At 59.6% G+C, this 12420-nt stretch carries 13 protein-coding genes; 9 read left to right on the top strand and 4 right to left on the bottom strand.

Annotated features, from left to right (window positions below; translation table 11 throughout):
- Window positions 1-64 precede the first annotated feature (64 nt).
- Complete coding sequence (locus tag ACI2KA_RS00550; protein WP_404498295.1) at window positions 65-691, bottom strand: glutathione S-transferase family protein; 627 nt, start codon at window positions 689-691, stop codon at window positions 65-67.
- Between the two features lie 613 nt (window positions 692-1304).
- Window positions 1305-2519, bottom strand: coding sequence for an NADP-dependent isocitrate dehydrogenase (locus ACI2KA_RS00545; RefSeq protein ID WP_404498293.1), 1215 nt, complete (start codon window positions 2517-2519; stop codon window positions 1305-1307).
- A 215-nt stretch (window positions 2520-2734) separates the two neighbouring features.
- Between ACI2KA_RS00545 and ACI2KA_RS00540 the strand changes: the two genes are divergently transcribed.
- The 8 genes from ACI2KA_RS00540 to ACI2KA_RS00505 all read left to right on the top strand — a co-directional run bounded on the left by ACI2KA_RS00540 (window position 2735) and on the right by ACI2KA_RS00505 (window position 9660).
- A complete protein-coding gene (locus tag ACI2KA_RS00540) occupies window positions 2735-3265 on the top strand; it encodes a hypothetical protein (RefSeq protein ID WP_404498291.1) in 531 nt (176 codons plus the stop codon).
- Between the two features lie 278 nt (window positions 3266-3543).
- Complete coding sequence (locus ACI2KA_RS00535; protein WP_404498289.1) at window positions 3544-4377, top strand: RNA methyltransferase; 834 nt, start codon at window positions 3544-3546, stop codon at window positions 4375-4377.
- The gene (gene murI, locus ACI2KA_RS00530; protein WP_404498287.1) at window positions 4361-5182 is read left to right on the top strand and encodes a glutamate racemase; all 822 of its coding nucleotides are present in this window, start codon (window positions 4361-4363) and stop codon (window positions 5180-5182) included. Before ACI2KA_RS00535 ends, murI begins: the two co-directional genes overlap by 17 nt.
- Window positions 5183-5574: 392 nt before the next feature.
- Entirely contained in the window at window positions 5575-5814 is a 240-nt protein-coding gene (locus ACI2KA_RS00525) for a hypothetical protein (RefSeq protein WP_404498285.1), read from the top strand.
- A 110-nt stretch (window positions 5815-5924) separates the two neighbouring features.
- Window positions 5925-6413 (top strand): GNAT family N-acetyltransferase, encoded by a 489-nt coding sequence (locus ACI2KA_RS00520; protein ID WP_404498283.1) that lies wholly within the window; start codon window positions 5925-5927, stop codon window positions 6411-6413.
- Window positions 6414-6457: 44 nt separating this feature from the next.
- Window positions 6458-7093: a LysE family translocator gene (locus ACI2KA_RS00515; protein WP_404498281.1), complete on the top strand. Its 636-nt coding sequence runs from the start codon at window positions 6458-6460 to the stop codon at window positions 7091-7093.
- A 35-nt stretch (window positions 7094-7128) separates the two neighbouring features.
- The gene (locus ACI2KA_RS00510) at window positions 7129-8016 is read left to right on the top strand and encodes an EamA family transporter (protein ID WP_404498279.1); all 888 of its coding nucleotides are present in this window, start codon (window positions 7129-7131) and stop codon (window positions 8014-8016) included.
- Window positions 8017-8142: 126 nt separating this feature from the next.
- Window positions 8143-9660 carry a helicase HerA domain-containing protein gene (locus tag ACI2KA_RS00505; protein ID WP_404498277.1) on the top strand — a complete coding sequence of 506 codons (1518 nt, stop codon included), beginning with the start codon at window positions 8143-8145 and terminating at the stop codon, window positions 9658-9660.
- 3 nt (window positions 9661-9663) lie between these two features.
- On the opposite strand, the gene ACI2KA_RS00500 is transcribed toward ACI2KA_RS00505, so the two are convergent.
- Both ACI2KA_RS00500 and ACI2KA_RS00495 read right to left on the bottom strand, forming a co-directional pair.
- Window positions 9664-10308 carry a hypothetical protein gene (locus ACI2KA_RS00500; RefSeq protein WP_404498275.1) on the bottom strand — a complete coding sequence of 215 codons (645 nt, stop codon included), beginning with the start codon at window positions 10306-10308 and terminating at the stop codon, window positions 9664-9666.
- Entirely contained in the window at window positions 10305-11291 is a 987-nt protein-coding gene (locus tag ACI2KA_RS00495; protein ID WP_404498273.1) for a TerC family protein, read from the bottom strand. The genes ACI2KA_RS00500 and ACI2KA_RS00495 overlap by 4 nt, the downstream gene beginning before the upstream one ends.
- Window positions 11292-11741: 450 nt before the next feature.
- On the opposite strand from ACI2KA_RS00495, the gene rpsD reads away from it, so the two are divergent.
- Window positions 11742-12359 carry a 30S ribosomal protein S4 gene (gene rpsD, locus ACI2KA_RS00490; RefSeq protein WP_003520423.1) on the top strand — a complete coding sequence of 206 codons (618 nt, stop codon included), beginning with the start codon at window positions 11742-11744 and terminating at the stop codon, window positions 12357-12359.
- Window positions 12360-12420 lie beyond the last annotated feature (61 nt).

Here is a 12420-nt window from a genome sequence, read left to right as displayed (position 1 = left end):
GATCCGATGGGCGATTTCCGGACGGTCTATGCTTCGTTCGTTCGTCCGGAACGGGGCGAGCCGATTATCCCGTTGCCTGCAAATCCTTCGCCGCGTCCTCATCGAGCTGGGCTGCGCGCTTGAAGGCCGCGCGGTCGGTGAGATGGGCCATGTAGTCGATGAAGGGCTGGCGCTTTTCGATCGTGCCGAAATGCAGCCCCCAGCCGATATGGGCACCGACATAGACATCCGCCGCGGTGAAGAGATCGCCGGCGATGAAGCGATTTTCACTGACGGCGCGTTCAAGCGTATTCATCACATCGGCATAGCTGCCGCAGCCGGCCATGCGCAGTTTTTCCTTCGGTACTTCGAAACCCATCGCCTTCATGCTGGCCGCCATTTCCAGCGGACCCGCGGCGAAAAACATCCAGCGGTAATAAAGGCCGCGCGCCTTGGGTGTCGGCGCCAGGTTCGCGCCGGGAAAGGCATCGGCGAGATAGGCGCAGATCGCCGCCGCCTCGGTGACGATGGTATCGCCATGTTTGATGGCCGGCACCTTGGCCATCGGGTTTATCAGCCGGTAGGCCGGCGATTTCATCGAGGTCTCGAAGCCCAGTATTTCCGTTTTATAAGGAACACCCACTTCCTCGAGCATCCAGCGCGCGATGCGTCCGCGCGACATGGGATTGGTATAGAAGATTAATTCGCTCATGTTTTTGCCTCCCCAAGCAAAGTCGTCGAAGCATCATGGGAAAACCGGGGCGGATTTCACACGCGTGCCTCGCTTTTTCACGGTCCGCAGCATCCTTCGCATGTTTCCTCAAGATCGCGCCGATGCTGCGATGAAAGTTTGACTGCGCCGGGCAAATTATCTGCAAGTAGATGCGGTTTAGACTTGGTCTTATTGTTGTTCAGGCCGCGGCACACGGAATCGAACTCTGCGCCTAGTGCAAAGGCTAATCAAGATACTGCGAACAAAAAAGGAAATCCGGCGTCTCCGCCGGATTTCCTGTTGCCGATATAGTCTGGCCGGCCATCTTCGCGGCCGCCTGTCGGCTTGTTGCCGGCAGTGTAAGGAAAACCGCAACGGTGGTCAGCAGGGTGCGAAGATGAAATGAAGGCGGGCAATTGCACCGGCACGGATATGCCAGGTTGTCGATGCGGGAGCTGGCGAGGGCGAGCGGGTCATCGGCGGAACTGCTGGATGGCCGGTTCGACGGCAAGGTGTCATTTCAGGGGTGGATTATTATCGTGCTGCCGGTTTACGGCGCACATGAAAAACCCGGCACTGCGGCCGGGTTTTAAACGTCGTTGAACGAAAAGGCTTAAGCCGCCATCGCCTTCTTGAGATTTTCGTCGATCTTGTCGAGGAAGGCGGTGGTGGAGAGCCAGGGCTGGTCCGGTCCGATGAGGAGCGCCAGGTCCTTGGTCATGTAGCCGCTTTCCACGGTGTCGACGCAGACGGTTTCGAGCGTTGCCGCGAACTTTGCCAGTTCTGCATTGTCGTCCAGCTTGGCACGGTGGGCGAGGCCACGGGTCCAGGCAAAGATCGAGGCGATGGAGTTGGTCGAGGTTTCCTGACCCTTCTGGTGCTGGCGGTAGTGGCGCGTTACCGTGCCATGCGCGGCTTCGGCTTCGACCGTGCGGCCATCGGGAGACAGAAGAACCGAGGTCATCAGGCCGAGCGAACCAAAGCCTTGAGCAACCGTGTCGGACTGCACGTCGCCGTCGTAGTTCTTGCAGGCCCAGATGTAGCCGCCGGACCACTTCAGCGCCGAAGCGACCATGTCGTCGATCAGGCGGTGTTCGTAGGTGATGCCGATTTCGTCGAACTGCGCCTTGAACTCGTTCTGGTAGACTTCTTCGAAGATATCCTTGAAGCGGCCGTCATAGGCCTTGAGGATGGTGTTCTTCGTGGAGAGGTAGACCGGCCACTTGCGCATCAGGCCATAGTTCATGGAGGCGCGGGCGAATTCGCGGATGGATTCGTCGAGGTTGTACATGGCAAGCGCCACGCCGGCGCTCGGGGCGTCGAAGACGTCCTTTTCGATGACCTGGCCGTCTTCACCGACGAACTTGATGGTCAGCTTGCCCTTGCCGGGGAACTTGAAGTCGGTCGCCTTGTACTGGTCGCCGAAAGCGTGACGGCCGACGACGATCGGCTTGGTCCAGCCGGGAACGAGGCGCGGAACGTTCTTGCAGATGATCGGCTCGCGGAAGATGACGCCGCCCAGAATGTTGCGGATCGTGCCGTTCGGGCTCTTCCACATCTGCTTCAGGCCGAATTCCTCGACGCGGGCTTCATCCGGGGTGATGGTCGCGCATTTGATGCCGACGCCGTGCTTCTTGATGGCGTGGGCCGCATCGACGGTCACCTGGTCGTTGGTGGCGTCGCGGTTTTCAACCGAGAGGTCGTAATATTCGATATCGAGATCGAGGTAAGGCAGGATCAGCTTGTCCTTGATGAGCTGCCAGATGATACGGGTCATTTCGTCGCCGTCGAGATCGACGACCGGATTGGCTACCTTGATCTTTGCCATGAATTCCTCACCTTCGAAGCTGTGGCGCCGGGTGACGCCAATAGTCGGAAAAATATCCGGTGCGGCTATAGCATCGCACGCGCCTGAGGCAAAGCCATGGGGGGCGCTTTTTTGGCGCAGCGCAATAACGCTTTGCGCATTGCCAAACCGCAATGCCGGAATACAGTCAGGCGAATCGCTTCGCCCGCTTATCGGGCCTATCCCGGGATCACATCATGCGGAAAATTCTGCTTCTGACTGCCGCCGTCCTCTTTTCGCACAGCGCCCTTGCGGCGGGGCCTGCCGATCCCGTCCAGAAGGTGATGGACATCACCGTCAAGAACTGGTCCGGCGATGCCGAGAACTGGAAATATATTTTCGATGAGGACATGCTGACCAGCCTGTTCAGCAAGGATTTCGTCGCCCAGTATCGCGAAGCGTCCAAGAAGCCGGCTTACGAGGCGGAGAGCGGCGAGACCGGCGATCCCTTCGGTTACGATGTCGTGACGAATTCGCAGGATGGCTGCCCGCTCGAGGAGGTGTCGGTGACGCCGGGCGCTGCGAAGGACGGCGTGACCGATGTGACGGCGAAATTCAAGCTCTGGGCCTGCATGGACGAGGCGGAGATGAAGGCGACCGTCGACGAGGTGCATTTCGACGTCATCGAGGAAGACGGCCGGCCGGTCATCAGCGATATTCATCGGGTCGGCGATGAGGGCAGGGATTCGCTGCGTGAGGAGATGGCGACGATCATCAAGGGTGAGTGACAGCAGGGTTTTGGTGAGACGAGAGTGCCAAGGTTTTCGCCACACTGCGCGTCATCCTCGGGCTTGACCTGAAGGATCCATTGATTTCAACGGGTTGTGGATCCTCGGGTCAAGCTCGAGGATGAAGTGGAGTAAGACTGAGGAGTTGGCATCCGTCTCAAGGCGCCGCATTCGCCCGCTCCGACTTTGATTTTAGCGCCGATCTGTGCCAGTGAGGCGCGCTTTAAGGGCATCGGTTCAAAAATCGATGTCGCGCTTCAGAAAACGGACAAACAACGATGGCAGGCACAAATAGCGAGCTTGAACTTCTGGCGGAAGGCCCGGCGATCATTCTGGTCGAACCGCAGCTCGGCGAAAATATCGGCATGGTGGCGCGGGCCATGGCCAATTTCGGCCTTGCCGAATTGCGCCTCGTCAACCCGCGCGACGGCTGGCCGAGCGAAAAGGCGCGCGCCGCCGCCTCCAAGGCCGATCACGTCATCGACGCCACCAAGGTGTTCGAGACGCTGGAAGAGGCGATAAAGGATCTCAACTTCGTTTATGCCACGACCGCGCGCGAGCGTTACGGCTTCAAGCCGGTGCGGGCGCCTGTCACCGCCGCCGATACGCTTCGCGCGAAATTCAAGGCGGGCGAAAGAACCGGCATCCTGTTCGGGCGCGAGCGCTGGGGGCTGACGAACGAGGAAGTGGCGCTGGCCGACGAGATCGTGACCTTCCCGGTCAACCCCGCTTTTGCCTCGCTGAACATTGCGCAGGCCGTGCTGCTGATGTCCTATGAATGGATGAAATCCGGCATGGACGATCTGGGCGAGACGCTTTTCCAGTCCGTCGAGCAGCGGCCTTCGACCAAGGAACAGGTTTTCGGCCTGTTCGAACATATCGAGGAGGCGCTGGACGCGCGCGGTTATTTCCATCCGGCTGAAAAAAAGCCGAAAATGGTCGACAATCTGCGCGCCGTGCTGTCGCGGCGCGGGTTTTCCGAACAGGAAATCAGTGTTTTCCGCGGCGTGATCAATTCGCTCGACCGCTTTCCCCGGCAATGGCCGAAGCAGGCGGGCCGGGCAGCGGGGCCGTCGGCCGAGGGAGCAGGGGAGAATGCTGAAGACGAGTGAGGCGGCGGCCGATGTGCTGAAACCGGTGCTGGTGTTCGATTCCGGCATTGGCGGGCTGACCGTGCTGCGCGAGGCGCGGGTGCTAATGCCCGAGCGCGGTTTCATCTACGTGGCCGACGATGCGGGTTTTCCCTATGGCGGCTGGGAGGAAGAGGCGCTGAAGACGCGCATTCTGGCGCTTTTCGAGAAATTGCTGCAGGATTACAGCCCGGAAGTCTGCATCATCGCCTGCAACACCGCCTTCACGCTGGCTGGCGCCGATCTTCGCGCCCGGTTTCCGCAGATGACCTTCATCGGCACCGTGCCCGCGATCAAGCCGGCCGCCGAACGTACCCGTTCCGGCCTCGTCTCGGTGCTGGCAACGCCCGGCACCGTCAGGCGCGCCTATACGCGCGATCTCATCCAGTCCTTCGCCACCCAGTGCCATGTGCGTCTCGTCGGCTCGGAAAATCTGGCGCGCATGGCGGAAAGCTGGATCAGGGGAGAGCCGGTTCCGGATGAGGCGGTTCTGGCCGAAATCGAACCCTGCTTCATCGAGAGCGACGGCAAACGCACCGATATCATCGTGCTGGCCTGCACCCATTATCCCTTCATGGCCAATCTGTTCCGCAGGCTGGCGCCATGGCCGGTGGACTGGCTCGACCCCGCCGAGGCGATTGCCCGGCGTGCCCGCCATCTGGTGCCGTTGCCGCAGGATGCCGAACATCCCGATGGTTTCGACTTTGCCGTCTTTACCTCCGGCAAGCCGGATTTCGCCACGCGGCGGCTGATGCAGGGCTTCGGTCTCAGCGCTTCGGCGGCCTGAGTTCTCTGTCCCCGAAAACTGTTGTATTTTTGCATCTTGCCTGCCGGTCTTTTGCAATTCGAGATTGCGGCCCCTTGTCGCACCGGTTTTCCTGTGTAAGATGCTCCGTGTCTGTAACCGCACGAAATGGAGGCGTGGAATGACCAATGACATGAATATGCGCCTTAACGGCATGTCCGGCTTTTCCGGCATCTTTATCGGCGGTTATGCGATGCGAGGCATCTCCCTCCGATAAGGCTTATGGCCTGATTTCCCTGCCGTTTGGCATTTTCACTTCGTTCGACATCTGAATTGTGCGTCCGCGTGGCCCCGTTGCTGCGCCCGTCGTTCCGGCTTGTCGTTTTTCATCGATAAAGGACCTGGCCGCTTCGCCGCGCCGGGATGGATTCCCCATGCAAAATGATCAACCACTGGTAGCATTTACGCTGCCGGATGCGGTGGACCGCCTGTTCGTCACATTCGGCGTCTGGAAAACCCTGAAAGCGGTTCTCGTGGCCGCACTGGTGCCACGTCCACCGCCGACCGATCCTGCCGATCTGCCGGAACGTCTTCTGATCGATATCGGCCTCGAACCATCGCAAGTGAAGCGGCGCAGGGACTTGCCGGCACCGCCATGGGCGCCGCGGTTCTGATCGGGCCAATTGCGCTTCGCCGGGCCGATCACTCCCGGCGAAGCTGTCCATCGGTTTTACGAAACCGTTGTGATCTTATGCTTTCGTCCTGGTTTTTGGAGCGAAGTTTCATGCAGATACGAAAAGTTACAGTGGCCGATATGGAGCTGCTTTGCCCGGTGTTCGTGGACATGGAGCGGCACTACGAGGGCGCGGATGCGATTGATGAGAAGACGGTCCGCGTTCGTTTGGACGGATATCTTCAATCTGGGCAGGGCATTATGCTTGCGGCTTTTGATGGGCGCGCTCTGGGTATTCTCTCGATGTTTGAGATGTTTCCGGGAGTGGCGTTACGGCCGGCGTGGTTCATGAAGGAGCTTTACGTCGCCGAGTGGGCGAGGGGCCGTGGCGTCGGGGAAGAGCTGATCCGCAAGGCGGCGAAATGTGTTGTTGAGCGGCGCGGTTCGCGTCTCGATTTCACCACGGGTAGGGACAATATCGGCGCGCAACGATTTTATGGCCGCGTCGGCGCGAAGGAAGTGGAGAGTGTTTTCCTTCGGTTCGAAGAGGCGGCGCTTACGCGTCTTGCCGGAGCGGAAACGGAGCTCTTGCCAGAATAATATTTCCATGGCTTGCTCGGCACATCGGACAAGGGAGACTCCTCATGCCGCTGGAGAACTGGCTGGCCTTCGTGGCCGCATCCGCCATCATGCTCGCCATTCCGGGACCGACGATCCTGCTGGTGATTTCCTACGCGTTGGGTCATGGCCGCAAGGCGAGCACGGCGACGGTAACGGGTGTCGCGCTGGGCGATTTTACCGCGATGACCGCCTCCATGCTGGGGCTTGGGGCGCTGCTTGCGGCGTCGGCTGCCCTTTTCACTGGCCTTAAATGGATCGGTGCGGCTTATCTGATCTATCTCGGCATCAAGCTGTGGCGTTCGCCGGTTGGCGAAGCGGCGGAAGGCACGGGCGTGACCGGCCGGGAGCGTCCGCTCAAGATCTTCCTGCACGCCTATGTCGTCACGGCGCTCAATCCGAAAAGCATCGTGTTCTTCGTGGCCTTCCTGCCGCAGTTTCTGGTGCCGACATTGCCCTTCTGGCCACAGGTGCTGATTTTCGAGGTGACGTTCCTGGTGCTTGCCAGCGTGAACGCGGCCCTTTATGGACTTCTGGCAAGTGCCGCCCGCAATACGATCCGCAAGCCGAAGGTTCAGCGCATCGTCAACCGCACGGGCGGTGGTCTCCTGATCGGCGCCGGTCTTGTTGCCTTTGGCTGGAAGAGGGCGGTTGCGCCGTAAGGTTTTCGCTGACGGCCAAATACCGGACATAACAAATGGCGCTGCCGCATATTCTCCTTGCCCTGATCACCGTGTTTTTGTGGGGCTTCAACTTCGTTGTCATCAAGATCGGCGTCACCGACATGCCGCCCCTGTTCCTGACGGCGCTGCGTTATCTGTGCGCGGCCGTGCCGCTGGTGTTCTTCTTGCCGAAACCGAATGTGCCGTGGCGGCATATGATCGTTTACGGCATGGCCATGGGCTTCGTGCAGTTCGGCCTGCTTTATCCGGCCATCAAGCTCGGCCTGCCCGCCGGACTCGCTTCGCTGGTGATACAGTCGCAGGCCTTCTTCACGCTCGCGCTTGCCGTGCTGTTTCTCGGTGAGCGGCCTCTGCCTTCGCAGATCGCGGGCGCGGTCATCGCCTTTGGCGGACTTGCGGTGATCGGGATAGAGCGCATGACGATGGCTGCTTTCATGCCGCTGTTGATGTGCATAGGCTCGGCGATCGCCTGGGCTTTCGGCAATATCGTCAACCGCCGGGTCGGCCAGGTGAATGCCGTTTCCTTCGTGGCGTGGACGAGCCTGGTCCCGGTTCTGCCGCTTGCGGCATTGTCGCTCGTCGTGGAGGGGCCGGGCGCGATTGTCGAGGGGCTGGTCAATGCGACGCCGATGACGGCTTTCGTGGTGATCTACATGGCCTATGGCGCCACCATCGTCGGGGCCGGTATCTGGAGCTATCTGCTTTTGCGTTATCCGGCCGGAACGGTTGCGCCCTTTTCGCTGCTGGTGCCGGTGGTCGGTTTCGTCAGCGCCTATCTCGCTTTTGCGGAACACATAACCATCCTTGAAGTGCTGGGCGGTGGGCTGGTTATTCTGGGGCTGGTGCTGAACGTGTTCGGCAGACGGTTTGCGTTTTCGCGAATTTCGTCCGGGGCTGCCTAGCTGCGGCGTAATTGCCTGTGCATTATCGGGATGTTCCAGACGCAATCCCCGATTTTTTGGTAAAGAGCATGTTCGGCCGCCCGTGGGGGAATCGGCCCTATCGGATGCAATACGAGGAACGGAACATTGCAGGTCGGCATCGACATGGGAACCCTATCGGGCGGACAGCAGGCCAAGCTCGATATCGAGGAATTGCTTGCGACACGTCTTCTGGTGCAGGGCAACTCCGGTTCCGGCAAGTCGCATCTTTTGCGCAGGCTGCTGGAGCAATCGGCGCAATGGGTGCAGCAGGTCATCATCGATCCCGAGGGCGATTTCGTCACGCTCTCCGACAAGTTCGGCCATGTGGTGGTGGATGGCGAGCGGACCGAGGCGGAGCTTGCCGGCATTGCCAACCGCATTCGCCAGCACCGCGTTTCCTGCGTGTTGACACTCGAAGGTCTCGATATCGAGCAGCAGATGCGGGCTGCGGCCGCCTTCCTCAACGGCATGTTCGATGCGGATCGCGAATTCTGGTATCCGGTGCTTGTCGTGGTGGATGAGGCGCAGATGTTTGCGCCCTCCGTCGGCGGCGAGGTGACGGAAGATGCGCGCAAGGCGTCGCTGGGCGCCATGACCAATCTGATGTGCCGTGGGCGCAAGCGCGGCCTTGCCGGCGTCATCGCCACGCAGCGTCTGGCGAAGCTCGCCAAGAACGTGGCGGCGGAAGCTTCGAACTTCCTGATGGGCCGTACCTTCCTCGATATCGACATGGCGCGTGCTGCCGATCTGCTCGGCATGGACCGGCGGCAGGCGGAAATGTTCCGCGACCTGCAGCGCGGCAATTTCGTGGCGCTCGGGCCGGCGCTGTCGCGCCGTCCGCTGCCCATCGTGATTGGCCCGGTGGAAACCTCGGCGCGCTCATCTTCGCCAAAGCTGATGCCGCTGCCGGATGCACCACAGGATGTAGAAGACCTGATCTTCACGCCGGATCCGGAGGAGTTCACGCGACCCGCTATGCGCCGCACGCCGCCGGCACCACGTCCGACCACCGATATTCTGGCCGAACTCTCCCGTTCAACGCCTGCTGCCGTTGGCCCGTCACCCGAGCAGTCGCCGCGTGCAGGTCAGCCGGAGATGACGCCGGAGGAGCGTGAGGAGAAAATCGGCGCGGTTCTGGTCGAAATTCTCGACGATCCGCAATCGGCCTATCGCACGGACGCCGTGCTTTATCAGGATTTTCTGGTGCGCGCCCGTATGCGTCGCATTCCCGGCACGCCGATGGCGCTGGCGGAATTCCGCCGGCAGGTGGCGATCGCCCGTTCCGGCGTGGATGCGGCGATGGCGGCGAGCGAAGGCTGGGAAAAGGCGCTGGAATTGTCCATGTCGGTTTCCGACGATCTGCAGGGGGTCTTCCTGCTGCTCGTCAAGGCGGCGCTGAGTGAAGAGCCTTGCCCGTCAGATGCCCGCATTGCCCGCGCCTATGGCACCCATTCCGCCCGCCGCGCGCGGCGTCTGCTCGGTTATTTCGAAGAGAAGGAGCTCGTGGTGGTGCATGCCGATTTCTCCGGCAAGCGCATCGTGGCGTTTCCCGATCTTGACGCGAAAACCGCACCCGGCGATGCGGATGCGGCTGAGGATGATGCAAGGCTTGCGGCGGAGTAATCGCTATTCTGCAAAAAGCCGCATTGCGGAGCCGATTGTCGTGTAGAGGCCGACAAGGCTGAGGGCCAGGACGCAAACCAAAGAGACGATCACCAATATCGAGGTCATGCGATGCGACCGTTGATAGGGACGAGCGCCGATATCCATTTGTATTGGAACAATGTGGGAGAGCTGCGCCGCGGTCCATCCGCTGCGTTCGAATTCCGGCGAAGCGATAAACTCCGCCAGATGCCGTTGCCGTCTCATGGAAGAGGGCAACCGCGCCAGAAAGCGTTGCGGTTCGCGCCTGTCATTTCTTGAGAGGAAGATATCAATCGCTTCCCGGAAGCGCTCGTCCCTTGCGCCCGAGCAGAACAACATACGCCCCGCTTCGATGAGATCATTCATCTCAAGCAGCACTTCGCCATATTTTTGAAAGAGCGCCAGATTGACTTCAGGATGGCTAAGCCTGCCTTGAAGGATTTCCTTCGCGCGCCAGAATTTCTGTTCGGAAATGGCCTGATCTACGGGTTCAAAGGTCATTTTAACGCAATGAGTTTCTATATTGGAGCAAATAGATTTTCGTCTCGGCAGCAATAGTACGAAGTTTATATTTTCACTATAAAAAAAAGAAGGAGGAGGCGTCACCGCCTCCTCCTTGTTCATCATTCTTCGACTGCCTTCACTTCTTTCCGCGTCGCGATCAGCGAACCAATGATGCCGGTTGCGAGGATGGCGACCGTGACGCCGAGTGAGACGGCGGGCGGGATCTTGGCGATGCCGAGCATGTCGGCGACGAAGATTTTCGAACCGACGAAGACCAGAACCGCAGCCAGCGCATATTTCAGATAAGCGAAGCGGTGGATCAGGGCGGCGAGCGCGAAATAGAGGGCACGCAGGCCGAGGATCGCGAAGATGTTCGAGGTGTAGACGATAAACGGATCGGTGGTGATCGCGAAGATCGCCGGGATTGAATCGACCGCGAAGATCAGGTCGGCGATTTCGACCATGATGAGCGCCAGGAAAAGCGGCGTCACGAAGGTCTTGAGCTTGCCGGTAGTCGCATCCGTTTCCTTGACGAAGAACTTCTCGCCATGCAGCTTCTCCGTCACCGGCAGGCGGCTGCGCAGGAATTTCAGGATGCGGTTGTTGCCGATGTCGGACTCGTCATGGTCGGACGAGAACAGCATCTTGAGACCCGTGAAGACCAGGAAGGCCGCGAAGAGATACAGCACCCAGTGGAAGTTTTCGACGATGGCAGCACCGCCGGCGATCATGATGCCGCGCAGGATGATGACGCCGAGGATACCCCACAGCAGCACACGGTGCTGATATTGGCGGGGAATGGCGAAATAGGAGAAGATCATGGCGATGATGAAGATATTGTCCATCGCCAGGCTTTTTTCGACCACGAAGCCGGTGACATATTCCATCGCCGACTGCTGGCCGGACTGATACCAGATCCAGCCGCCGAAGGCCAAGCCGATGGCGATGTAAAAGCCCGACATCAGCAGGCTTTCACGAATGCCGATTTCCTTGGAGTTCTTGTGCAGCACGCCAAGATCGAGCGCCAAAAGGCCAAGGACGAGAGAAATGAAGACCGCCCACATCCAGGTGGGGGTGCCGAGAAAATCGTTGAGGAGGAACTCCATCAGTCAACCTTTAGCCGGACGAGGTTGGCTTTGCGGATGGGGAACGTGTGTCAAGAATATACGTGGCCCCAACCTTAAGAGACTCGACATCACGTGTTGTCCGGTAACACGTCAGAGGGGCCCGAGTCCTGATCACGGAAGATAAATGGGGAAGGTCGAAACTGGTTCAAGGGGCGGTTCGGAAAAAAACAGCTGGCCCTTGTTTGACAAAACCGTGAAAGCTCTGTAGAAGCCGCCCCAACGCCGGGCAGTGATGTCCGGTGTGTTTCGTTGACTGCCCTGCAGTTTATAAGCTGACGTTCGGCGGTCAACATCACCGACATGTCCCGTGGCTTCTCCATTCGCATGTGAGAAGCCTGTCAGAGGTCCTGAAACGGGCTTCAGAGGAGGGCGTGTTTCCTTGAACCGGTTTGGCGACAGACCGGCATAACCTTTTGAGAAGGAAATACGATGAGCAAGCGCGAATCGGCCAAGTATAAAATCGACCGCCGCATGGGCGAAAACATCTGGGGCCGTCCGAAGTCCCCGGTCAACCGCCGCGAATACGGCCCGGGCCAGCACGGCCAGCGCCGCAAGGGCAAGATGAGCGACTTCGGCACGCAGCTGCGCGCCAAGCAGAAGCTCAAGGGCTATTACGGCGAACTGCGCGAAAAGCAGTTCCGCGCCACCTTCGACGAAGCAAACCGTCGCAAGGGTGACACCTCCGAAAACCTGATCGGCCTGCTCGAGTCGCGTCTGGACGCCATCGTCTACCGCGCAAAGTTCGTTCCGACCGTTTTCGCATCGCGCCAGTTCATCAACCATGGCCACGTCACGGTTAACGGCGTTCGCGTCAACATCGGTTCCTACCGCTGCAAGCCGGGCGACGTCATCGAAGTTCGCCAGAAGTCCAAGCAGCTCGTCACCGTTCTGGAAGCCGTTCAGCTCGCAGAGCGCGACGTTCCGGACTACATCGAAGTTGACCACAACAAGATGGTTGCGACCTACGCCCGCGTTCCGGCTCTCTCCGACGTTCCGTACCCGGTCGTCATGGAACCGCATCTGGTCGTCGAATTCTACTCGCGTTAATCGACGCGTTTCAGTATTCAGAAAGCCGCCCTTCGGGGCGGCTTTTTTGTTTGCCGGGGGA

The organism is Agrobacterium sp. NPDC089420 (assembly GCF_044900305.1).
GTDB lineage: Bacteria > Pseudomonadota > Alphaproteobacteria > Rhizobiales > Rhizobiaceae > Agrobacterium.
This window is presented reverse-complemented; position numbering and strand designations above follow the sequence as displayed.

Bases quoted from the DNA above. Each gene is read 5' to 3' on its own strand.
- ACI2KA_RS00550 (WP_404498295.1), bottom strand. From the start codon at position 691: ATGAGCGAATTAATCTTCTATACCAATCCCATGTCGCGCGGACGCATC.
- ACI2KA_RS00545 (WP_404498293.1), bottom strand. From the start codon at position 2,519: ATGGCAAAGATCAAGGTAGCCAATCCGGTCGTCGATCTCGACGGCGAC.
- ACI2KA_RS00540 (WP_404498291.1), top strand. From the start codon at position 2,735: ATGCGGAAAATTCTGCTTCTGACTGCCGCCGTCCTCTTTTCGCACAGC.
- ACI2KA_RS00535 (WP_404498289.1), top strand. From the start codon at position 3,544: ATGGCAGGCACAAATAGCGAGCTTGAACTTCTGGCGGAAGGCCCGGCG.
- murI (WP_404498287.1), top strand. From the start codon at position 4,361: ATGCTGAAGACGAGTGAGGCGGCGGCCGATGTGCTGAAACCGGTGCTG.
- ACI2KA_RS00525 (WP_404498285.1), top strand. From the start codon at position 5,575: ATGCAAAATGATCAACCACTGGTAGCATTTACGCTGCCGGATGCGGTG.
- ACI2KA_RS00520 (WP_404498283.1), top strand. From the start codon at position 5,925: ATGCAGATACGAAAAGTTACAGTGGCCGATATGGAGCTGCTTTGCCCG.
- ACI2KA_RS00515 (WP_404498281.1), top strand. From the start codon at position 6,458: ATGCCGCTGGAGAACTGGCTGGCCTTCGTGGCCGCATCCGCCATCATG.
- ACI2KA_RS00510 (WP_404498279.1), top strand. From the start codon at position 7,129: ATGGCGCTGCCGCATATTCTCCTTGCCCTGATCACCGTGTTTTTGTGG.
- ACI2KA_RS00500 (WP_404498275.1), bottom strand. From the start codon at position 10,308: ATGATGAACAAGGAGGAGGCGGTGACGCCTCCTCCTTCTTTTTTTTAT.
- ACI2KA_RS00495 (WP_404498273.1), bottom strand. From the start codon at position 11,291: ATGGAGTTCCTCCTCAACGATTTTCTCGGCACCCCCACCTGGATGTGG.
- rpsD (WP_003520423.1), top strand. From the start codon at position 11,742: ATGAGCAAGCGCGAATCGGCCAAGTATAAAATCGACCGCCGCATGGGC.